This is a genomic window from Bremerella cremea, assembly GCF_003335505.1.
GTDB lineage: Bacteria > Planctomycetota > Planctomycetia > Pirellulales > Pirellulaceae > Bremerella > Bremerella cremea_A.
The window spans coordinates 40,921-62,292 of the sequence record NZ_QPEX01000033.1 but is presented as its reverse complement, the minus strand read 5'-3'; the positions used below and the strand labels follow the sequence as shown (position 1 = coordinate 62,292).

Genomic DNA, 21,372 nt, shown 5'->3' with positions numbered 1-21,372 from the left:
AACGATCGCATTATGAACCGTTTTTCATCGATCCTAGGACCTGAAGGTTGTGGTACATCGGCTCACTTCCGCCGACGCACACTACTAGGAGCGGGAGCAGGGCTGGCTTGGCTCACCCCGCTCTCGCAATTGCTGGCGGTATCTGCCGATCGCAAGGGAAGCTCGTCGCGACCGAAATCGGTAATCGTGCTGTGGATGCAAGGAGGGCCGAGCCAACTGGAAACCTGGGATCCGCATCCTGGGAAGAAGATCGGCGGTGATACTAAGGCCATTAGCACTTCGGTGAAAGGCTTGAAGATCGCGGACACGATGCCTCTCTCGGCGGAATGCATGGATCAGGTCTCGCTCTTGCGGTGCGTTACTAGCAAGGAAGGGGACCACGAGCGGGCTACTTACAACATGCAAACAGGCTACCGGCCAGATCCAACGCTTATTCATCCAGCAATTGGGGCGGTGCTTTGTCATGAATTGTCTGCCGAAGGCGTCGAGATTCCACGGCACGTGTCGATCTTTCCGGAAGCTTGGCCTGCCCGCGGTGGTTTTCTGGGGAATAAGTACAACGCATTCAAAATGTACGATCCGGCTGGCCCTTTGCCTGACTTGCCGAAGCGGGTTTCCGAGGCACGCTTCGAGGCTCGTATGAACGATCTGAATGTTCTAGAGGCTTCTTTTGCCAAAGGCCGCCGAGCTGATTTAGAAGCGAACAAAACACTGCATCGAGAGATGGTCCAGCGTGCCAGAACGATGATGAGTTCCGAGCAAATAGCGGCATTCAATATCAACAATGTCCCAGAAGAAACCAAAAAACAGTTTGGCGACACCCCTTTCGGACGTGGTTGCCTTTGCGCGACGCAGCTAATCGCCACAGGGGTTCGTTGTGTGCAAGTCACATTGGGAGGCTGGGATACGCATGCGAACAATCACGATTTGCAATCTGCCCGGGCTGCGGTCTTAGATGCAGGGCTTTCCGCCACGATCAAGCGTCTGCAAGAAAGTGAGCAATGGGAAGATACGATCATTTTGTGCGGCGGAGAATTTGGCCGCACGCCTAACATCAACCCTGCTGCAGGCCGCGATCATTGGCCTCACGGATTTAGTGTGGTTTTGGCGGGAGGGGGTATTCAGAAAGGTGTCGTACTCGGCGAAACCGATCCCATGGGTACTAAGATCACGTCAGAAACGGCTGGTGCGGTGCGTGTGGAAGACATTCATGCAACTATTCACTCGGCACTGGGGATCGATTTTCAAAAAGACTATCAAACGCCCATTGGCCGACCGATGGCGATTTGCCAGGGGACGCCTATCCCACAGGTACTAGCCGAAATCTAATTCTTTGCGTTGGCGCTCGAACTCGAGGACCGCTTCTCGGGTCATGCGTGAACCTTTGTGCTCGATGTATTTGAGTTGTGGCTGCCGTCGAAGTAGGCTGATTGCCTCGTCGGTGACTTGGGTATCGGCCAAGCCAATTCCTTCAAGCTTCGGCAGGATCGGTAAATGTTTCAAGTCTTCGTTGGTGACTTGGCAGCCGGCTAAGTTCAATTGCTCGATGTTGGGAATTCTATTGAGTAGCCTAAGCAGTTCTGGGCGAAAACGGCTGGGATCCATCTCGACGGCGTAAATTGGGCCTGTTTGGTCCCGTTTCAACATCTTGACGCCGGCCCTGGCCAATAGAAAGCGATTGCGGCGGCGATCATTTTCGATGCCAGCCACCTCTCCCGCTAATTTATTGTGGAACTCTTGCCGGGAAATCTCTTCTACGCGATGGTCTGCTCGCTTCACAAAATACTGATCCGGCAATAACGAACGCTGTTCGTCAATATGTAGCTTTGAGCCAGGCGACGCGGACTGCTCGAAATAGATTCTCAGGAGACGACGCTCGTTAGGAAACGGAACCTTGAGAGCACCCCAACCTTGAACTACCTCGGTTCCTTCCGGCGTGGTGATCAAGCCTTCGGGTAGATGGTTCGAGTAGAGTACGCTCGCCACCCCATGGTCGACCCAGCCCACATAGAAACCAGCAGGGTAAAGCAGCAAAACGGCAGCTATTCCCCATTCCCAAGTAAAACGCGGGCGGACACTCGGCGCGTTCAGCATCACCCAGCAACCCACGATTCCGGTGGCGAGGTTCCAAGGAATAACACTGATGTTGTGGTCGTAAAACAAGGGAGATAGAAAGATCGCGATTCCAACGTGCATCAGCAAACAAGGAATCGCGGCCCAGCGAGGTTGCAAAATGGCCAGCAATCCGACAATTACTTCGCCAATGCCTACGCCCCAGGCAAACGGTTGAAAATAGGCTGCTCGATCGGTGACGATTCCTCCCACTAAATCCCAAGCGGCATGAGTAAACCAATCAGGCGAGAGCAATTTGTGCAAGCCGGCCCACAGCCATAACGTGGCTAAGAACCAGCGGACGAGGATCACTCCGTTGTCCTCGATCAAAGCCAACATCAAGACCGCTAGGGCGATGAATTGAGGCTGCGTTCGATACTGATCGAAAACGAATGAAATGAGCAAGGAGGTAGCATGCAGCACCAAGCCCCAGCGTGGCTGGATTAGCATGTAAAGCAACGTCAGCAGCAACCACCCGCCAAAAGGAATTTGCGATAGCTCGAACGCAGGCATGTGCACCGGAAAGTCGCGCACTTGCCATAGCGGCCACGTAATGAGCAGCGTGGCGGCTTGGGCGATTACCACCAAGATCAGCAGGCGGTAGCGCAGCGTGGAAAGCGGTTGTTGCATACGATGCAACAACCGATCGACCTTCTTGTGAAAAGAAGTTGCTAGGTTGGCCATGAAGCGGAAACTTGAGTGGGGTTAAGTATGCCGCGCAGTTCAACCGTAACACACTGCCTAAAATTCGTGGAGAGGATTGCGAGAATCCGCTCCTGGTTAGGAGGATTCGTGGCCTGATTGGGCGGGAAAATGCCTTCTTTAAGGGGTAGGTAAATTTCGAAATTTCGCTGAGCGGCTTGAAAGAGGGGACTAGGTTGACTCACAATGGGGGCACTGTAATCAGAGAGCGAACACCCAGAGATCGAGGCAACCATGCTGGCACAACTGCGGACTTACTCGATGGCCGGCATCGAAGCCCTTCCTGTCGATGTGGAAGTAGACGTTTCCCCAACTGCTTTGCCCAAGACCGTCCTCGTTGGGTTGCCGGAAGCGGCCGTGCGGGAAAGCGTTCATCGCATTGAACGCGCCTTGGTGAATTCCGGCTTCTTTTGCCCACGCGATCGTGTCGTGATAAATCTTGCCCCGGCTGAGCTGCCAAAAAATGCCGCGTCGTTTGACCTGCCTATCACGCTAGGCATTCTTGCTGGTAGCGGACAACTGCAAAGTGATCTTCTAGGGCAATATGCGATTGTGGGAGAGTTAGCTCTTGAAGGAATCACACGCCCGATCCGAGGTGTGCTTTCGATGGCGATGGCAGCCGAGAAGCAAGGACTGGCCGGAATTATTGTTCCAGCAGAGAACGCCAGGGAGGCCGCTGTGGTAGAGGGGATTGAAGTTATTCCGGTCGCCAGCCTTACCGAAGCGGTCGGCTACTTGGCAGGGCAACTCGATATCGAACCGGTCCCGCCTCAAATTCAGACACTGCTTGAAGAGCATTCGAACTACGATGTCGATTTCGCCGACGTCCGCGGTCAAGAACTTGCCAAGCGTGCAACAACAATTGCCGCAGCTGGCATGCACAATCTACTTTTCGTCGGACCGCCGGGCTCTGGCAAGACAATGCTGGCCAAGCGTGTACGGACGATTCTGCCAGGGCTAACGCCGAGCGAATCGGTCGAGACAACACGTATTTACAGTGCCACCGGTCGTCTGGCGAGCGATCAGCCACTGTTAGCCACGCGTCCGTTTCGTTCGCCTCATCATACGATTTCCGAAGCTGGCCTCGTCGGTGGTGGCAGTAATCCGGCTCCCGGCGAAATTTCGCTCAGTCACAACGGTATTCTCTTTCTAGACGAGTTGCCGGAGTTCAATCGTCGCACGCTTGAATTGATGCGGCAACCGCTAGAAGACCGCATGGTGACGATCTCGCGTGCTTTGCGAAGTGTTACCTTTCCGGCAGACTTCATGTTAGTGGCAGCGATGAACCCGTGTCCTTGCGGCTACCGCAACGACCCTCGTCGCGATTGCCGCTGCACCACGCCGCAAGTGGAAAAGTACGTCGGAAAAATCTCAGGGCCTTTGCTTGATCGAATCGATATTCAAATCGAAGTCCCAGCGGTCCCCTATCAGGAACTGGCGAGCACTACCGACGGAACCAGCAGCGAAGTGTTGCGGGCAACAGTAATTGAAGCCCGGAAAATCCAAACCCGCCGTTTCGTAGGTAGCAAAACACGCTACAACGGCCAGATGAGCAGCCGCGAAGTTCGCAAGTTTTGTCATGTGGAAGACGACGCTGCTGCGTTGATGAAGCAAAGCATCTCGAATTTCGGCCTCTCGGCCCGGGCTTACGACAAAATCTTACGGTTAGCCAGAACGATCGCCGACCTGGAAGCAGACACCATGATCTCAGCCGATCATGTGTGCGAGGCGATTAACTACCGGATGCTCGATCGGAGCTTGGTGGGGTAAGCAGCGGAGTGGTTTGCCACGAGTTGCTTATTTTTCGAGTTCACGCAGTTCAATCTTGCGAATCTCAGCCCCACTTTGCCAAGCGGCAAAGCCGAGCGGATGCGATAGGTCGACTTCATTGCGAGTTGAAATCTTTTTGCCTTCGATCTTCGCGTCGATGACTAGTTTATCGTCGATCCAAGCCTCGATTTTCTTTGGGGTAACGCGAAGCTTAAAGCGATACCATTGATTGTCTTTGAACGAAACGTACTTGGTAGTTTCGTTTTCGGAAGCGTCTTCGCCGTCGATATTGCTAAGGCCTACCACGGCGCCCCCCCAGCCTCCAGGGATAAAACTGCAGTGGCTATCGCCGACAGGGAACGTCGCAGCGGCGAAGAAATCGAGCCCCATCGTGCGACGGGCTTCCCAGGTCAGTTCGTAGTTGGTCTTGGGGAGGTCGTCGTTCTTATAGGTGATACCTGTCAGCATCACACCTTGCCCCATCGTGATCACGCCGTCTTGAACGGCAACTTCACCCTCGCCGCCAAATTGCGGAACTTCAAAGTGTTCCAGCGTCTTGCCATCGAACAGAGATTTCGCTTTCGGCGATTCCTTGGCATCGTCAGCGAGCACTGGAAGTACCCATAGTCCGAGCAACAACAAACCGCTGATTGAGACGTAACTTCGCATGGCTGTGGATCACTCTAGGAATAAGATTGTGGCAAAACGCTTTCCTAAAAGCCTACCAAGCCAGCCACCAGGAATCCATTAGCGATGCCAAGTGCGGAACCAGTCGACGTATTCCTGGATGCCGTCCTCGATCAGCACTTTGGGGCTGTAGCCGAGTAATTTTTCGGCTTTGTTAAGATTTGCGTAAGTCACCGGCAGGTCTTCAGGCCGCTCCGGCAGGTAGTTGATGACCGCTTTCTTGCCGAAAGATTTCTCGAGCAGCTCGATCAGTTTCCGCATTTCGATTGGGTCGCTATGCCCGATGTTGATTTCCTGGCCGACGACTCCTTCAGCGGTTAACGCGGCGATGAAACCTTGGCAGATGTCGCTGACATGCGTGAAGTCGCGGCGAATGCTGCCATCGCCGAATAGGGGGATAGGGGTGCCTTCGTGGACCGCCTTGGCGAAGATGGTCAGCGCCAAGTCAGGCCGCAACCGTGGCCCGTAAACGCTGAATGGCCGTAAGCAGGCCGTAGGTATGCCGTGCAACTGGTGGTAAGTCAGGCAAAGCAGTTCGGCGGCTCGTTTGGTGGCACCGTACGGGCTGGCTGGAATTCCCAGTGGGGCATCCTCGGCAAACGGAATTCCGGCTCCCTTGCCGTAAACGGTGGAAGATGAAGCCAATAGAAAACGCTTGACTGGATGATGCCTGGCCGCTTCCAGCAAGCTGAGCGTGCCCCCAACATTGGCATGCTGATATTTGTGCGGCTGCTCAACACTGATACGGACGCCGGCATAGGCCCCCAAATGGACGACCTGATCAATGTCATGTTCATCAAAGAGCCGCTTCATGGCCTCGCCATCGCAGAAGTCCCCTTCGATCAAGGTGACCCTCTCTTCATTGGCGACCTGCTTAACGTTCTCTCGTTTGAGGGCGGGATCGTAGTAGTCGTTAAAGTTGTCGAGACTGATCAGTTTCTCGTTCGATTGTGCGAGGAGAATCTGCGTGAGGTGACTACCAATGAAACCGGCACCGCCGGTGATCAGAATGGCCATGAGAGCGTACTTGCCTAATGCGTCGTAATTTCGCGAATTTAAGGAGACCTGATAACCGCTACAAACGATACTGAGATAGGCAATTTGCTGCAAGATACGCCTCGCTTGTGAGGATTCTTGTCATCGATTAGTCTGGAAGCAATGCTTTACGAGCCCGGCCTTGGCTTATTAGGAAGAGTTTACGGCCGAGAGTTTGTCGTACGATTATTCCTGGAACCGTTTATGCTTCCCCGCATATCTCCCTTGTTTTCCACTGCTGTTCTCATTTTCTTGGGGCTTCTAGCATTTACGGCCACCCATTGGCCGATGCCGCATAAGCTGATGGCACAAACGACCGATTTGCTGCCGCAGTTCGACAAGTTTGTCCACGCTACGATATATGCAGTGCTAGCGATTGCTTTGTTAATCGTGTTTGGGAGTTGGAAGTTTCATTGGTCTGTTTCGTTGGTCTTTACCGTTTGGCTTTCGTTAGTCACTTGGGGGGCTTTTGATGAACTGACGCAGACATTGGTGGCAGGCAGATCTTGTGACCCGGCCGATTTGATTGCTGACGCGATAGGTGTCTCGTTGGGGATCGGTGTGATTGCCTGGGCGCGCGGCCGAAGTGTCGAACAGTGGCTCTTGCCGAGCGAGTCTCGCTCGTAACGAAAGAACGCAGGAATGCCTCTTCCGGATCTTGGTCAGGTTGCCGATTCCCTGCAGCAGCGAATTCCTGACCTGGGGATGGAGCTCCAGCGTCTCGTACGGAGCATCCCGCCAGGCCGTGTGGTTGCTTATGGCGATTTAGCTAACAGCTTGGGTGATTCGGTTGCAAGCCGTTGGGTAGCAACCTACTTGCTGCTTCCGGACGGCCCCGTGGCTGAGTGCTCTCATCGAGTGGTCCGATCGACTGGAGAGTTGGGACTGTATTACAGCGGGGACGTAACCGAAAAAGCGGTGAAGCTCACCCAGGAAGGAATTATGGCCCGTGACGGTCGAGTCGACCTGGACCAATTCCGCTGTGAGTTACCTGCAACGGCAAAGCCTCTCGCGACGCTAAAAGCCTGGCAGCGAGATTTTGTTGTGCCCAGGGCAAAAAACGTTGAGCTGAGCGATGTAACGACGATCGGCGGGCTCGATGTTTCTTATCATGGCGAGACTGGCGTGGCTGTTTGCAGCTGTTTCGGTGCTGATGGCCAGAAGCTGAAGTACCATGACGTAAAGTCTCTCCCGATTCGGTTTCCCTACATCTCTGGTTATCTGGCATTCCGCGAACTACCGGTCTACTTGGAACTGTTGGCTGAAATGCAGGCCAACGAGCGTTTACCGGACGTGCTGCTAGTTGATGGCAATGGAAAGCTGCATCCGCGTCGCATGGGAATCGCGACAATGCTTGGTGCTTTGGTCGGAATAGCAACCATCGGAATTGCCAAGAGCCGTCTTTGCGGAACGCTGCTGCACGAAGATTTAAAGGTGGGCACCTGGGGACCGATTGTTGCCAGCATTGATGAACCGCACGAGGTGCTGGGCTACGCGTTACTACCGCACGGCAAAACAAAGAATCCGCTCTTTATCTCCGAGGGATATGCCGTAGGTGAGGAGGCAATGCGCAGCCTAGTAGACCGCTGCTTTGCGGGGCATCGCAGCCCTGAACCGATCTATCATGCGGACCGCGAGAGCCGGCGGATTGCTAGCACGCTTTGATTCGTCTAGACTCGGAGCCGGCTGCTGGGGTATGGTTCCCGACGACCGATGTTCCCTGTCTTTTTGAACTTCAATCGTCGAGTTGACTGAACCGTGAAAACGACCTTGCTAGTCACCGCTGTCCTGTTTACCTGGGTTTCGCTGGCATCTCTCAATCATGCTGCCGATTTTCAAGTCTCGACACGGCTATACGAGGGAAACAACCCGAACCCTGCGATTACCTTGGAAACCATTTTCAAGGGAGAGAAGGTTTACGATGTCATCACAACGGCGCCTCGCCAAGTGACGATAATCGACTTCGAGGCAGGGCTGGTCACGCTGCTTGATCCCCAACGCCAGGTCAAAGTCACCCTGCGAACCCAAGAAATCTTAGAAAACTCGGCCTACTTTAAAACCAAAGGGAATTTCCCAGATAATCCTCTTTGGAACTTCTTGCGAGATCCAGAGTTCAGCACGCAGTACGATCCCCAAATGAAGTTGTTGAAGATGGAAGGGGGGCCGATCACTTACGAAGTAGATTTGGACTTAATCGACCAACAGCCCCTGGCGGATACTTATTCTCGTTTCTGTGATTGGGCTGCCCAATTGAACTTTGTGACTGGCATAGGCGGGCTGCCTCAGGCACGAATGGAACTTAATAACCAAATTGGTTCCAAGGGGGCAGTCCCGCGAGAAGTACGCAAAACGGTTCGATATTCCGATCCCGCGAAGAGCAGTTTTGCTCGCTCGACCCATGACTATCAATGGAAGTCTACTCCGCAAGGCAACGCGTTGATTCAATCGATTGAAACCGACTTGAAAAAAGCAAAAGCGGTTTCATTTGAAGAATACGTCAAGCCGGTATTCGCCAAGTAAGCAGGCTTGTGACAAGCTAAGCATGGTTCGCTGGATTTGAGCATTTTCCTCAGGTAGGATGGAACTCACCTCGTGGTTCCACTCTTTTAACACCCCACCTGAAATCAAGGATATGCTGCGCATGATCCGAATGTTAACCCTATTGCTTGTAACCGCTTGCGCTTCTACGTGCCTCGCCCAGACGTATGAAATCGTGCAGGAAGACGATGGTCTGACGGTTCATTACGATGGAAAACTGCTGACCCGCTATCTGACAAAAAGCGGCACAAAGCCAATTCTCTATCCTTTACTGGGCCCTGATGGCTTGCCGCTGACACGCCGCTACCCGATCGAGTCGCTTGGTGATCACGAGCGAGACGACCATATTCACCATCGTTCGATGTGGTTCACACACGGCAAGGTGAATGGAACCGACTTCTGGCTGGAAAGTGACGAGAAGGGGGGGAAGATCATCCACGAGGAGTTCGAAAAGGTAACCGACGGCGAAACGGCGCAGATCGTGGCGTTAAATCGCTGGGAAGATCCCGAAGGGAACGTTGTCTGTCGTGATCGGCGTTCGCTTACATTTGGACAAGACGAAGGGCAACAGTATATCGATTACGATGTCACGATCATTCCAGGGGACAAGCCGGTAACTTTTGGGGATACCAAGGAAGGCACCTTTGGCATGCGTGTCGCTGGCACGATGAAGGTCGATGCCAAACTGGGCGGGACGATCGTGAACGATAAGGGGACCAAGAACAAAGATGCATGGGGCAAGCAATCAGCATGGGTCGATTACTATGGCCCAGTTAAGGATAAGACCGTCGGCGTCGCGATCTTGAATCACCCTTCTAGCTACGGCTATCCCACGTACTGGCATGTTCGTACGTATGGCCTGTTTGCCGCGAATCCATTTGGTGTGCATGACTTCGCTGGAAAAGACAAGCCCGCTGGCGATCATACGATCGAGCCAGGCGAAGAGTTGAATCTCCGCTACCGCGTTTTGATTCATGAAGGAACCACAGAAGAGGCAGACATCGCCGGAGCTTTTGCTCGTTACGAAAAAGTAAAGAAGTAACGATGCAAGCACGCTAGAAATTGCAATTTTATTCGACTTTTGAGCAAAGCTCGGCTGGCAATCGCTGGTCGAGCTTTTTGCTTGCGCTGCGAGTAAATATTTCCCATATTTCCTAGCCTAACTATGTCAAACTTTGCCGTCTTCTCTGCCGATACCTAATCTTGCAAACACTTAACCCAGTTTATCTAAACGGCCCATCGTTGGTGGCGATCGATGATGAGTCGGAGTTATACGGAGCATCCCCAACCCATGACCGCTGAATCCCCGTGTTTCACGCAGTTGGAACACCTTCGGCAGTACATTTACCAGATTCTATGTGACAAAGAACAGCTTGAGCCGGGCGTATTCCCCATGACCGAGCGTGTTATCGTGCGAGCCCAAGATCCTTGCGGGATCTACTTTTGCTTGCATGGACCGCGAAGTGTCAAATGCACGGCCATCTGGGAAACCGACACCAACACAATTTTGTTTTACGGGGCCAGTGGCGAACGGTTCCTACGAACGCAATTGTCGAGTTCCTCTGCGTTGCAGGTGGCCGCTTAACTTAGCGGCAGCCTCGGGCGACGGATCGGCCGAGCCGTGCGAATAGACTCTGGATCCATCTCATATTTGAATACCGCATAAACATGGAGGTTTATTGATATGCTAGTCCTTTCTCGCAAGGAAGGTGAGAAACTTCGGCTTGGTGACGAGATCTTAATAACCGTCGTCAAGGTCGGAGCTGATAAGGTGCGTTTGGGAATTCAGGCCCCCTCGAACCTACTCATTCTTCGGGACGAACTCGACACCCACGATCAAATCGAAGCGGAAGACGAGGAACGCACAACACTGGTCTTCACGGCAGAGGTGGACCAGTTGGCCGCGAAAACGCTGAGAATTGCGGCCTGATCACGCTGAGGGGCAAGCGTGACAAATGATCTCGTAGGATGGCTACGTCTTCCCAGGCGAATGCCATCTTCCCTGGAAGGACGTCAGGCGAACCACGATGGCAGGTTCGCCCGAGGCGTCGGTAGCCATCCTACGGTGCGCAGGCAATTGTGCTTCAGCCGTCACAGTTCGTGAAAGAGAGCGCATAAAAAAAGAGGGGTAGTGTGCCACCCCTCAATCACTTTGTATTATCAAAGCACGTCGGTGCGAGAGAATCACTCGCGAGGACGAATCGCACCAGTCAACCCGGTGTAGTCGCAACGATCTTCTTCGTGCCACAAGGGAAGGCCCTGTTCGACCCGACGACGAAGAACTTCGATCTTCGCTTCGGAACCAGCGGGGGCATCGGTGGGGACAAATTCGTCGCCAGCATCCGGAACGAAGTCTTCGTCATGACCGAACTTCAGAATGGCATCGAAAACGTTCTTAATCTTCTGCATCTTTTCCAACTACCTACTTTCAACAAGCATATGCACGGGGCGTGATTTACGTACGGTCGACATGACCGACCTGTTCATTTCGTATTGAAGGAAAGCGGACCTAAGTTAAAGGCCAGCCAACCTTGATGGGGTATCGAGAGCAATATCCGTTCGCCCGTAAGACAGCACAGGACCACCTGTTTCAAACCAAAGAACCGCAACTAAACGTTTCCTGCAGGAACTGGTACCGGTTGTCTACCGTAGGAACTATAGGCTCTAGACCAAACAGTTCTCGGCTTGCTGTGCTGACGGCCTCCAACTCGACCATTAAAAATGTGTGATTTCTTTTGTGGGTCGAGTCTTTGTGAGAGTAGGCCGTTGATCTTCCCAGTGAATCCATCTCTGTTCCGATCAAGCACACGATTATTTATCGATCTCTTAACGTGTCAATACAATTTTCTGCGCGTTACCGCAAGGCAGATGCTTCTGCTAAGCTTAGACCAGTTAAGACTTTCCGCCTAATGAGGGATCTGCAGATGGGCTCGTTTTGCCCACGCACTAACTACTTGAGTGGGAAGTGTCATTAGCGATAGCTTAATGGAGACTTAACTGCTACTAAAGGTTCACTTTGACGATTACTGAGTACCCAACGATTGGCCAAACTATGCCAATCAGCAAGCAAGCCCCCTTGCGAAATATTTTTTGTGGCGTCCGTTTTTTTGAGAATATTCTCGCCTCTTGGGATGTGTGATGACCTGGATACAAAAAGAAATAACTGTCCGCGCACGTCGTCGTGGGTTTCACTTAATCACTCGCGAAGTGTTAGCGGAATTGCCTGATTTAGGGGGTATTCGTGTGGGGATGCTTCATGTTTTCATCAAGCACACCTCGGCTAGTTTGGGCATTAACGAGAACGCGGACCCAGACGTTCCGGTCGATCTGGAAATGGCTTTTTCCAAAATCGTTCCAGAGAGCTTCCCTTATATTCACACCATGGAGGGGCCAGACGACATGCCAGCTCATATTAAAGCCGCCATGCTGGGAAGCAGTGTCACTGTTCCGATTACCGAAGGACGCCTCAATCTAGGAACCTGGCAGGGGATCTATCTTTGTGAACATCGCAACCATGCTAGCGGACGAAGATTGGTGCTCACCATTCAGGGGGAAGCTCATTAGCCACGGACAACTTGGCGGTTTCCGTCGTAGCAGATCGATTTCTGACGGCGAGCAACCCAATCCCAGTCCAGTCGGTGAGGCGGATTGAGGAAGTGATCGTAGGCAGCGGCCATTTGTCGTGCAACCTCTGCATAGGGAACGCCCCCAAAACCGGCGCCAAATGCGGGAAAAGCGACAGTCTCGATCTGACGTTGGTTGTTTTGATTGTGTTGGTAGATTGCCAGCAAGGCACCCCAGGTCGCCATATAGACCTTATCGGTTCCGTCGATGCCTCCTGGCACACGCATCGTTGGTGCATGGCAGACATAGGGAATCGAAGGGTGGTTGGTTTCGACAAGAAATGCCGAACCGACCGGCTGTTCTCCCAAGTAGTTGTTCATGATGCGGAATTGAACCTTTTGCATGAGTTCTTCTCCGAAGTACCGCACCACAGCCGCATCGATCCCGGCCGTCATGATTCCGAATGAGTTTGCCGCCGTCACAAAGCAGTCGTGCGGCTCTAGGTCTTCAAAGCAAGTCTGAAGGACTCGCACTTCAGGCAGTCCCGCGAAACGCGTCTGGAATGCCTGGCACATCTTTTGATTGGGGTGAATGAGCCAAATCTTGATTGAGTCCATATTGTTAGTGTATATAAAACACTAATGTTGGCAAGACGTAACGGGCCAACAAAAAAAGAGGGGCACTCGTCGGGCCCCTCTTGGTGTGACAGATCTACGGTGTGACAACGGTTCAAACTATTTCCGCACACCGCGTCGTCGGATGGGCCCTTCTAGCATCCGTTCGCGAGGGTCTTGCAGGCCTTCGGCTAGGCGATTGAGGGCTTCCGTTTCGATTTGACGTACACGTTCCCGGGTTAAACCGAGCTTTTCGCCGATTTCCTTCAGCGTGTGCGGCTCTTCGCCATGAAGGCCGAAACGCATCTTCAAGACGGTCGACTCGCGGCCGTCCATCGTCTTGAGCATCTCACGAACGTGCTTTAGGTCGTCATGTTCGACCAGTTCCTCTTCCGGATTCTTCAGCCGCTCGTCTGTCACCATCTCGCCCAGCGACCAGCCGTTGTCGGTTTGATCGGTTTGCGGGGTGCTGTTGTAGATGCGGATTGCCTTCTTGATGATCGGCAGTTTCTTTTTCTGCAAACCCAGCACGCGAGCGATTTCTTCTGGAGTTGGCGTCCGGCCAAGCTCTTCCGTCAAACGATTGGTGGCCCGCCGCCATTTCGAGAGCAATTCGACCATGTAAGCCGGAATGCGGATTGTCTTGGCGCAGTTGATCAGCGCTCGCTTGATCGACTGCTTGATCCAGTAGCTGGCATAGGTACTGAAGCGAGTACCCATTGCCGGATCAAAACCTTCGACCGCACGCAAGAGTCCCAGGTTGCCTTCTTCGATCAGATCCTGCAGACCGAGCCCCTTGCCTGTGTACCCGCGAGCGATATTCACGACCAAACGCAAATTAGCGCGGACCATCCGATCGCGCGCCGCTACATCTCCGTTGCCAATGGCCTGGGCGAGTTCCCGTTCTTCCTTGGCGGACAACAGGGCGGTCTCGTTGATTTCACGCAGATAGGTTTCGAGCGGACTTTGCACGGATTCGAAATCGTCGAACTCCGTTTCGCTCCGTTTGGTCTTAGTGGCCATGGTGCTTCTATGCTTTCGGATCGTGGCGGGGGAAATATTTTCACGCTGTCACACCATTGCTATCGTCCATGTGCTATCAGTTTCTTTGCCACATGGCAAAACAGTCCGCTTGGCACAGGATGTTCCGATTGTGATCAATGCAACGGAAACGACCGAAACAAGGAAAGAAGTAGGAAAAACCGAACAGTTTGTAACGGTTAGATTGCGTGGAGCAGAGCGGTGTGGTTTTCCCGCGAAGAATGCGAGGAATCTTGGCTTCCGGCTTGGCCCGTATTTCGAGAGGCACTTATTGCGAGAAATTAGTGCTTGAAAGCCCAAACAAAAAAACGGGGAACGATTGCTCGTTCCCCGTCGGTTGGTTTCAGTTTGTCTGGTCGCTGCTACGACTTGATCATATCCTTCACGGTCATACCGCTGGGGATCATTGGTAGCACGTGTTCCTGGTAGGGCACGGCCACGTCGAGGACATAAGGGCCATCGTGGGCGATCATTTCTTCCAGGGCAGGAATCAGCTCGCTTTTCTTGCTGATCGTCGCACCACCGCAGCCAAAGCCTTTGGCGATTTGGACGAAGTCAGGGTAGCGTTCGGCTGGGTAAATGTCGTTTCCTTTGCCTTCCCATTCATCGTGATGAATTGGGCCCAGGTAGGTATGGGCTCGGTTACCGGCCATGAAGCGGTCTTCCCACTGCACTACCATGCCCAAGTGCTGGTTGTTCACCAACAGGACCTTCACGGGCAAGTTTTCGCAGTAGCAGGTCGCCAGTTCCTGGATGTTCATCAGGAAGCTACCATCCCCTTCGATGTCGATGCATAATGCGTCGGGGTTGGCGGCCTGAGCACCCATGGCGGCGGGCAGACCGAAGCCCATCGTTCCCAAGCCGCTGCTGGAAAGCCAGGTGCGAGGCTTGGCGAATTGATAGAACTGGGCGGCCCACATTTGATGCTGACCCACACCTACCGAGATGATCGTTTCGCGATCTTGCGTCATCCGCGAAAGTTCGGCAATGGCGTGCTGCTGCAGAATGCCGTCGAATTCCTTGTTGTAAGTCAACGGATCATCATGCTTCAGCTTCTGGCAGTGCTTCACCCAATCGGAAATGTCTTCCGGGGCTTCCACTACTTCGTTCAGCATCTTCAAGGCAGGCTTCAAGTCGCTGACGATGGGGATATGAGCTTGCTTGTTCTTGTTCAATTCGCTCGGGTCGATGTCGATGTGAACAATCTTCGCGTCTTTGGCGAATTCCGACAGCTTGCCGGTCACCCGGTCGTCGAAGCGAACGCCCAGCCCGATAAGCAGGTCGCACTCGCTGACCGCCACATTGGCGTAAACGGTGCCGTGCATGCCCAGCATGTCGAGCGAAAGTGGGTCTTTGTTGGGGTAAGCGCCCAAGCCCATCACGGTCATGGTGATCGGAATGCCGGTCTTTTTAACCAGTTCGCGAAGTTCACCGGAGGCCTCGGAGGTGATAATACCACCGCCAGCATAAATAACCGGACGCTTGGCTCGCTTGATCGCTGCGGCCACTTGGCGGATTTGCTCGGGTGCAGCCACGCGTGGCTGAATGTTGTAGCCCGGCAGGTTCATGGCGCAGTCCCAATCGGGCACGCATTGTTCCAGCTGAACGTCCTTCGGAATATCGATCAGCACCGGACCAGGGCGACCGGTCGTAGCGATATGGAAGGCTTCCTTCATGATCCGGGTCAGGTCATGAATATCGGTCACGAGGTAATGATGCTTGGTGATACCGCGACAAACTTCCACGATCGGCGTTTCCTGGAAGGCGTCGGAACCGATGACGGCTCGCGGAACCTGAGCGCTGATCGCAACCAGGGGAATGCTATCGAGCTTGGCGTCGGCAATTGCCGTCACCAAGTTGGTGGCACCCGGACCACTGGTGGCCATCACGGCACCCACTTTGCCGGTGCTGCGGGCAAGCCCTTGTGCGGCAAAGCAGCCACCTTGTTCGTGGCGGGGCAGGATAGTGCGAATCTTGTCTTTGTAGCGGGTCAACGCCTGGTGCAGCGGCATACTGCAACCGCCGGGATAGGCGAAGAGTACTTCTACACCATGTCGTACCAGCGATTCGATCATAATGTCGGCGCCCAGCATGACTTGGTTATTCGAAGCTTTCTCGGTCGAAGTACTCACAGATTCTCTCCGGTGATAGAAACATAATCCTTTTTTTGGACCCGGCTCTTCCGCGAACCAATGCGGATCGACAGCCGCCCTTCAGCCAATCGTGCTGGCCCTATTGCCATAGAGTGGGTCAGGGGACATTGGCCCAAACTATAAGGATAGGCTTTGTGGGGCTAGGGTTCAACCGAATTGGACGTTTTTCGACAACCAAAAACCCTCGGGTGGGGTATTTCCAGGCAGAGAGAAGAGAATTCGGGCGGGATAACGCGAATATCCGACTCGCCTGGCCGGGAGAAGGTAGGGGGACCACCCGGCCAGACGGTTGGATAGAGTTAGTCGACAAACCGATATCGCACGATGCTGTAGAGGGTGGAAAGGGCATCCTTCCATCCGATTTGCTTCCCCGCTGACCAATCGCGTGCATGGTAATGAATGGGGCATTCTTGGAAGCGATAACGCCGCTTGGCCAGTTTAGCGGTGATTTCCGGCTCGAAGCCAAAGCGGTTTTGTTGCGTCGTGATGCGTTGGATGATCGAACGAGGGAAGGCCTTGTAGCAGGTTTCCATATCGGTCAGGTTCAGACCGGTTAAGCAGTTGGACAGGAAAGTCATTGTCTGATTGCCCAAGCGATGGAAATACGACGAGCTTTTCTGGGGCGAGCTCTCTGCTAAAAAACGCGAACCATACGAGACGTCCGCTTCGCCGCTGATCAAAGGACGAATGACCTGAATCAAGTCCTGAGGGTCGTATTCGAGATCCGCATCCTGAATCACCACAATATCGCCGGTCACGTTGGGGATTGCCGTCCGGATTGCGGCTCCTTTCCCTTGGTTACGTGGGTGGTAGATAATTTTCAGGTCGCAAAAATGGGCTAAGCGGGCCAGCACGTCGCGTGTTCCGTCGGTGCTGCCATCTTCGACAATCACAATTTCTGTACGAAACGGCAACTGCATGAGTCGGCTCACAGTTGTCGCGATCGTATCAGCTTCGTTGTAAACCGGCACAATCACCGAAAGTTTGAACTCGTGCGGCAAAGTGTAGTCGAGCTGACTAGGAGAAGACGTTTCGCAGGAGGTAAGCTCGTCGGTCAAATCTTGGGTTTCTGCCAAGCGAAATTCCCAGGGAGCCAAGTCGTATGAATCGGAGGAATGATCGACCGTAGGTTCCCAGGCCTGAGCATGATTGGCTTGTGGGTGTTCGAGTAAGCTGGCTGTCATGGTTGAGTTCTCGTGGGGTTTGGGCTCGAAACGCGAGCCAAGTGCAATGATGGAGTGGCTGTAGCTGGGGCTGTGGGGATTGCTGGCCAGGCTACGTAGCCATTTTGCTTTTCAACATCCGAAATCGAACGCTGTTGTGGGGCGAGGTACTCGGGAGATTGCGGATCGTCGAACAAATTACGACGTCCCCATACTTGAGCCAAACTGTCTTGATAAAGAAGCGTCCAATCTCTTCTCTGTCGCATGACCGCCTCACTGTGAGGTTGGCCACGATCTAGCAATACCAGCTTCGGTACGCCAGCGGTTAGGGCTGCTGTGGGATCGACAGGGGAGTCCAGTTGGCGGAACCGCATCCCTGGGGCATCGCCCAAGATGAAATCAAAGTGCTGATCGACGACGTCTTGGGGGTAACAGGTACGAAATCGCCCATCGAATTGAACCTGCGACTCCCCATCGCCGCAGCGAGCCGCAATGAAGTACTGAGCCCAGTTGTAGGAAACCACCGTCTTGCCATGTAGGTTGTGCTGATTGAGAAATTCAATCGCGGAGACAGGATAGGTGTCGCGATCGACTCGCATCACACTGAGACGCTCCCACAGCGGCACGGCAAATAGCAGAGCCACTAAGCCAACCACACTCCAAACCAACGCTGGGTGCGGGTTCTCTTCGGTCGATTCGTTACGCTGTGTCGCTCGACGCCACGCTGAAACCACGTGTGGTGTACACCAAAATGCAAATAACAACGCTAAAAAAGGTGCGTGTCGTTGGTGCATCACGGACTGCCCGGTAACCAAGGCCAAGACGACCAATTGCGTAAAATCGAGCGGTTTCGTCGAGAACGTCAACGCCCAGAAGCCGACGCCAATCATTGCCAGGAAGGCAATGCTAAACATATCGAACGAATAGAGCGGGTGCCATTCGGTGATCTCGGGACGTGGCACTCGCAGGGCGGCGAACATCCACTGATGAAGTTCCCAGCTATACGGATTCACCAGCGTTGCCAGCACGGCGACGACCAGCATCAACATCAAACGGCGAAGCATGCCAGCTGAAGCCCAGCCGCGCATGGTAGCGGCTTCCAGCATGCGGCAAATCAGGTAAACGGCCAGCACACCGAGCCCAGCCAGAAAGCCGCCATGGCTATTGGTCCAGAGGAAGAACAAGGGAACGCAAAGCCAAAGTAGCCGCATCCGGCGGTGACTCCAATGGAGTGCAGCGGCTGGCTCTCCTCGGCGGAGCGAAGTAAACCAAGGTAAGTTCCAATGCCCCTGCCAACCAGTGAAGGAGACGTCAAACAGCAGCAGTAGCAGGGCAAAAAAGCCAAAGCTAAATAGCTGCGGGCGAACGTTCCAGTGATTCGTTAGATTGACCGCAACCAACAGCGAAACCACAACCACCGGGAAAGGATTGTTGACGTAGTCTTTCGTACGCCAAAACGGTATGGCACAAAGCAGTAGCCCTAAAAGCGTTTTCAGCACCAACAAACCGGTTGGGCCGATCGTATCAACACCTATGGCTAGGGCAAGTTCACTTAGATTCTCGTGATTGATCCAACGATATCCTTCCGCCGTATAGCTGTAGGTTGTGGTGCGGGCTAGTCCATCTCGCAGAGCATCGCGGCCATATTGCACATGCCCCCACAGGTCTGGATCGGCACCGTTAGGGCTAACCGCGATCGCGACAGCGAGAAGTGTTCCGGCTAGGATCCCCCAGCCCGCCCAGCGACGTGACGATGCAGCGTTGGTTAGTTGCCGTGAACTGTCCACAAATGCCCTGCTAATGGAGTTGATGATAACGGACCTATGCGAAAACCATAGGTTGCGTTATCTCTGCGATATCCCACGGGCATGGGGTAAACCGTAATGCGATTTCTACGGTAAAGGCAAACCGATTCCGCAAAGTCGGTACAACCGCTGTAAAGCGTCGCCGGATGTATGTCCATTAGCACCAGTGGGCGATCCCCATAAAAACCAAGCGGACGTTAAAATGGGACGCCGTTTCTTATTTCGTTTCTCCTGGGATTGCAAACTTGATGCCCGATACGCTCGACCTACAAGCCGGACACCAGATCTACACGCGGAAAACGTTGGCTCTTTACGATGTGATTGTGCATCGCTTTTCAAATCACTGGCTGTGGAACTGCCCAACGGCTAAGCTTCAAGCGTGGTTCGAGCGACACGTAACCGATAATCATCTTGATGTGGGAGTGGGAACAGGGTTCTTTCTGGAACGCTGCACGAAATGGACCTCCGAAAGCCGGATCGGGCTACTCGATGCGAATGAGAATTGCTTGCATGTGGCGGAGCAGCGGATTGCTCCGCTGCAAGCGGAAGTCATCCATGCAAACCTGGCGGAACCTTTTAGCCTGCAAACAGAACCCTTTCAATCGCTTTCGCTCATGTATGTTCTGCACTGCTTGCCTGGGGATGCCGCTTTCCGGAAGCGCGTTATCGGGCACTGTGCTACGAGCTTGCTCCCCGGAGGACAACTCTTCGGCGCGACGATCTTAGGACAACCGCAACCGCGTGGTTGGCTCGGGCGGCGTGTTATGGCTTCGTACAATCGAAAAGGTATCTTTGGAAATGCGGACGACACCAAAGATGCGCTCGCAGCAAGCTTGTCAGATTCGCTTCACGACATCGAGATCGAACAGATCGGATCGGTCGCCTTGTTCTCAGGCGTTCGCCCCTAAGGGAATTGTTCAATTCGCCAGGTAATAATCGCGCGGCAAGGTGTTAAGCCAGAAGCGTTGGCGACTTTGCTCAGCCAGTGTTTCACCAGAGAACTTATTCGTCTGACGATCTTCCTGAAAACGCCCAGCTGGCGATTCGAGGACAAACTGTGCGACCTTGGCCGTATTCGTCTTGAGGACGAAAGATCTACCCACCGCGAAAGCAAAACGTTCGCCAGGATACATGGGGGCGCCGGTTGTTCTGAGGGACCACTGGTCGAGTTCAACCGGGACGAACAAATCGTTGGTAGAATCGGCTGCAACATACTTCTGTAGGTCTTCAGGGAGCTTCGTCGCCGCATGACGCACCAGAAAGCAATGCGTTCGCCCAACGTGCGAGGCGTATAAGCCCCACGAAGGCCAAGGGTCTCCGAGACCAATTAATTCTAAGGTTGGGAACAAAAGGACCAGCCCGCAAATCGCTTGAGCTAGACGAACGTTCCAGCAAGCCGGTTGAGGTGTTGCCGTTGGGACGGGAAACCAAAACAGAAGTATCGCTTGCACGAAAAAGAAGACATTCCAAAGCAGCACGCCCCAACTGTGATTCAAGCCCAAAGGGCCCAAAACCAACAGCAAGCCAACATGCATCAAGCAAGCCGCGACAACTCCCACTTTTCGAGTTTGACGATTAAGCAGCAGGAGGAAGGCCAGCATCTCGAAGGCCGGGAAAGCGAGGGCGAACCACTTCCAGGGTCCAAGCTGTATGGGTATTAGGTTCAAGCCCACAAAGTTGCCGAGTGTGGCTAAAAAGTCCGAGCCTAACTCGTTGACAAACGAAGGATTTAGCTTAGACAAAGCCGAGTAAAAGTAAATGCTAAGCACCAACCAACTCGCTAAGCGGCGGGCAATCGCCGGAGGGGCCAGGCCAAAGAAAAGAGCCAACACGGCGAACTGATAGGCCCAAGGTTGAAAGCGATGTTGATTCAACAGGAATGCGAAGACCAACAAGAACGCCAACGCCAGCCACATGGCAGCGGCCCATTTAAACTGAGGCCCTGTTAGCAACAGTCCGAGCGAAAGAGCAAGGATTGCCCCCAATAGCCCCAGGTCGACAAAGCCAGGTACGGGACAAAAGACCTCCAGAACCGGAACCGCAGGGAACTGCTGTTGAGGAAGCCAAATCAGATAGGTTACGCCAACCAGGATGGGCAGAAACAAGCTTACCAAGCGTTGGTATAAGAAAAAGGCTCGATCAGTATCCGATCGAGCCTCGGGCGATTCGTGTTCAACGGTTTGCACGC

General features: G+C 53.5%; 20 protein-coding genes. 10 read left to right on the top strand and 10 right to left on the bottom strand.

Annotation, left to right across the window (positions count from 1 at the left end; translation table 11 throughout):
- The first annotated feature begins 12 nt into the window (after positions 1-12).
- Positions 13-1,329: a DUF1501 domain-containing protein gene (locus tag DTL42_RS16435; RefSeq protein WP_114369905.1), complete on the top strand. Its 1,317-nt coding sequence runs from the start codon at positions 13-15 to the stop codon at positions 1,327-1,329.
- Here the strand turns inward: DTL42_RS16435 and DTL42_RS16430 are convergent.
- Positions 1,315-2,796, bottom strand: a complete 1,482-nt coding sequence (locus DTL42_RS16430) for a DoxX family protein (RefSeq protein WP_114369903.1) — start codon at positions 2,794-2,796, stop codon at positions 1,315-1,317. The genes DTL42_RS16435 and DTL42_RS16430 overlap by 15 nt on opposite strands.
- A 252-nt stretch (positions 2,797-3,048) precedes the next feature.
- Here DTL42_RS16430 and DTL42_RS16425 point away from each other — a divergent pair, with 252 nt between their 5' ends.
- Positions 3,049-4,584 (top strand): YifB family Mg chelatase-like AAA ATPase, encoded by a 1,536-nt coding sequence (locus DTL42_RS16425; protein WP_114369901.1) that lies wholly within the window; start codon positions 3,049-3,051, stop codon positions 4,582-4,584.
- A gap of 27 nt (positions 4,585-4,611) precedes the next feature.
- On the opposite strand, the gene DTL42_RS16420 is transcribed toward DTL42_RS16425, so the two are convergent.
- Both DTL42_RS16420 and DTL42_RS16415 read right to left on the bottom strand, forming a co-directional pair.
- Positions 4,612-5,253, bottom strand: coding sequence for a 3-keto-disaccharide hydrolase (locus DTL42_RS16420; RefSeq protein WP_114369899.1), 642 nt, complete (start codon positions 5,251-5,253; stop codon positions 4,612-4,614).
- A 78-nt stretch (positions 5,254-5,331) separates the two neighbouring features.
- Positions 5,332-6,381, bottom strand: coding sequence for an NAD-dependent epimerase/dehydratase family protein (locus DTL42_RS16415; protein WP_147274307.1), 1,050 nt, complete (start codon positions 6,379-6,381; stop codon positions 5,332-5,334).
- 129 nt (positions 6,382-6,510) lie between these two features.
- Here DTL42_RS16415 and DTL42_RS16410 point away from each other — a divergent pair, with 129 nt between their 5' ends.
- From DTL42_RS16410 to DTL42_RS16385, 6 genes are all read left to right on the top strand, one after another.
- Complete coding sequence (locus tag DTL42_RS16410) at positions 6,511-6,933, top strand: VanZ family protein (RefSeq protein ID WP_158545425.1); 423 nt, start codon at positions 6,511-6,513, stop codon at positions 6,931-6,933.
- A 15-nt stretch (positions 6,934-6,948) separates the two neighbouring features.
- Positions 6,949-7,971, top strand: a complete 1,023-nt coding sequence (locus DTL42_RS16405) for an endonuclease V (protein ID WP_114369892.1) — start codon at positions 6,949-6,951, stop codon at positions 7,969-7,971.
- Positions 7,972-8,064: 93 nt separating this feature from the next.
- The gene (locus DTL42_RS16400; protein ID WP_114369889.1) at positions 8,065-8,826 is read left to right on the top strand and encodes a hypothetical protein; all 762 of its coding nucleotides are present in this window, start codon (positions 8,065-8,067) and stop codon (positions 8,824-8,826) included.
- Positions 8,827-8,947: 121 nt separating this feature from the next.
- Positions 8,948-9,886 carry a PmoA family protein gene (locus tag DTL42_RS16395; RefSeq protein WP_158545424.1) on the top strand — a complete coding sequence of 313 codons (939 nt, stop codon included), beginning with the start codon at positions 8,948-8,950 and terminating at the stop codon, positions 9,884-9,886.
- Positions 9,887-10,135: 249 nt separating this feature from the next.
- Positions 10,136-10,429, top strand: a complete 294-nt coding sequence (locus DTL42_RS16390) for a hypothetical protein (RefSeq protein WP_105351448.1) — start codon at positions 10,136-10,138, stop codon at positions 10,427-10,429.
- A gap of 99 nt (positions 10,430-10,528) precedes the next feature.
- Positions 10,529-10,774 (top strand): carbon storage regulator, encoded by a 246-nt coding sequence (locus DTL42_RS16385; protein ID WP_114369885.1) that lies wholly within the window; start codon positions 10,529-10,531, stop codon positions 10,772-10,774.
- A 254-nt stretch (positions 10,775-11,028) separates the two neighbouring features.
- Here DTL42_RS16385 and DTL42_RS16380 read toward each other — a convergent pair whose 3' ends face one another.
- Entirely contained in the window at positions 11,029-11,253 is a 225-nt protein-coding gene (locus DTL42_RS16380; protein WP_105351622.1) for a hypothetical protein, read from the bottom strand.
- A 729-nt stretch (positions 11,254-11,982) separates the two neighbouring features.
- On the opposite strand from DTL42_RS16380, the gene DTL42_RS16375 reads away from it, so the two are divergent.
- The gene (locus tag DTL42_RS16375) at positions 11,983-12,408 is read left to right on the top strand and encodes a secondary thiamine-phosphate synthase enzyme YjbQ (RefSeq protein ID WP_199590160.1); all 426 of its coding nucleotides are present in this window, start codon (positions 11,983-11,985) and stop codon (positions 12,406-12,408) included.
- Here DTL42_RS16375 and DTL42_RS16370 read toward each other — a convergent pair.
- The 5 genes from DTL42_RS16370 to DTL42_RS16350 form a co-directional block, all read right to left on the bottom strand.
- Positions 12,405-12,941: a macro domain-containing protein gene (locus DTL42_RS16370; RefSeq protein ID WP_234824235.1), complete on the bottom strand. Its 537-nt coding sequence runs from the start codon at positions 12,939-12,941 to the stop codon at positions 12,405-12,407. The genes DTL42_RS16375 and DTL42_RS16370 overlap by 4 nt on opposite strands.
- Before the next feature lie 201 nt (positions 12,942-13,142).
- Positions 13,143-14,045, bottom strand: coding sequence for a sigma-70 family RNA polymerase sigma factor (locus DTL42_RS16365; RefSeq protein ID WP_105332002.1), 903 nt, complete (start codon positions 14,043-14,045; stop codon positions 13,143-13,145).
- Positions 14,046-14,425: 380 nt separating this feature from the next.
- Positions 14,426-16,156: a biosynthetic-type acetolactate synthase large subunit gene (gene ilvB / locus DTL42_RS16360; protein ID WP_114370050.1), complete on the bottom strand. Its 1,731-nt coding sequence runs from the start codon at positions 16,154-16,156 to the stop codon at positions 14,426-14,428.
- Between the two features lie 359 nt (positions 16,157-16,515).
- Positions 16,516-17,400 (bottom strand): glycosyltransferase family 2 protein, encoded by an 885-nt coding sequence (locus tag DTL42_RS16355; RefSeq protein WP_114369855.1) that lies wholly within the window; start codon positions 17,398-17,400, stop codon positions 16,516-16,518.
- A complete protein-coding gene (locus tag DTL42_RS16350; RefSeq protein WP_114369853.1) occupies positions 17,397-19,166 on the bottom strand; it encodes a hypothetical protein in 1,770 nt (589 codons plus the stop codon). The genes DTL42_RS16355 and DTL42_RS16350 overlap by 4 nt, the downstream gene beginning before the upstream one ends.
- Before the next feature lie 266 nt (positions 19,167-19,432).
- On the opposite strand from DTL42_RS16350, the gene DTL42_RS16345 reads away from it, so the two are divergent.
- Complete coding sequence (locus tag DTL42_RS16345) at positions 19,433-20,092, top strand: class I SAM-dependent methyltransferase (protein WP_114369851.1); 660 nt, start codon at positions 19,433-19,435, stop codon at positions 20,090-20,092.
- Positions 20,093-20,101: 9 nt separating this feature from the next.
- On the opposite strand, the gene DTL42_RS16340 is transcribed toward DTL42_RS16345, so the two are convergent.
- Entirely contained in the window at positions 20,102-21,370 is a 1,269-nt protein-coding gene (locus DTL42_RS16340; protein ID WP_114369849.1) for a hypothetical protein, read from the bottom strand.
- Between the last annotated feature and the right edge of the window lie 2 nt (positions 21,371-21,372).

Coding starts and splice junctions, on each gene's coding strand:
- DTL42_RS16435 (WP_114369905.1), top strand. CDS start 13: ATGAACCGTTTTTCATCGATCCTAGGACCTGAAGGTTGTGGTACATCG.
- DTL42_RS16430 (WP_114369903.1), bottom strand. CDS start 2,796: ATGGCCAACCTAGCAACTTCTTTTCACAAGAAGGTCGATCGGTTGTTG.
- DTL42_RS16425 (WP_114369901.1), top strand. CDS start 3,049: ATGCTGGCACAACTGCGGACTTACTCGATGGCCGGCATCGAAGCCCTT.
- DTL42_RS16420 (WP_114369899.1), bottom strand. CDS start 5,253: ATGCGAAGTTACGTCTCAATCAGCGGTTTGTTGTTGCTCGGACTATGG.
- DTL42_RS16410 (WP_158545425.1), top strand. CDS start 6,511: ATGCTTCCCCGCATATCTCCCTTGTTTTCCACTGCTGTTCTCATTTTC.
- DTL42_RS16405 (WP_114369892.1), top strand. CDS start 6,949: ATGCCTCTTCCGGATCTTGGTCAGGTTGCCGATTCCCTGCAGCAGCGA.
- DTL42_RS16395 (WP_158545424.1), top strand. CDS start 8,948: ATGATCCGAATGTTAACCCTATTGCTTGTAACCGCTTGCGCTTCTACG.
- DTL42_RS16390 (WP_105351448.1), top strand. CDS start 10,136: ATGACCGCTGAATCCCCGTGTTTCACGCAGTTGGAACACCTTCGGCAG.
- DTL42_RS16385 (WP_114369885.1), top strand. CDS start 10,529: ATGCTAGTCCTTTCTCGCAAGGAAGGTGAGAAACTTCGGCTTGGTGAC.
- DTL42_RS16380 (WP_105351622.1), bottom strand. CDS start 11,253: ATGCAGAAGATTAAGAACGTTTTCGATGCCATTCTGAAGTTCGGTCAT.
- DTL42_RS16375 (WP_199590160.1), top strand. CDS start 11,983: ATGACCTGGATACAAAAAGAAATAACTGTCCGCGCACGTCGTCGTGGG.
- DTL42_RS16365 (WP_105332002.1), bottom strand. CDS start 14,045: ATGGCCACTAAGACCAAACGGAGCGAAACGGAGTTCGACGATTTCGAA.
- ilvB (WP_114370050.1), bottom strand. CDS start 16,156: ATGCTGGGCGCCGACATTATGATCGAATCGCTGGTACGACATGGTGTA.
- DTL42_RS16355 (WP_114369855.1), bottom strand. CDS start 17,400: ATGACAGCCAGCTTACTCGAACACCCACAAGCCAATCATGCTCAGGCC.
- DTL42_RS16345 (WP_114369851.1), top strand. CDS start 19,433: ATGCCCGATACGCTCGACCTACAAGCCGGACACCAGATCTACACGCGG.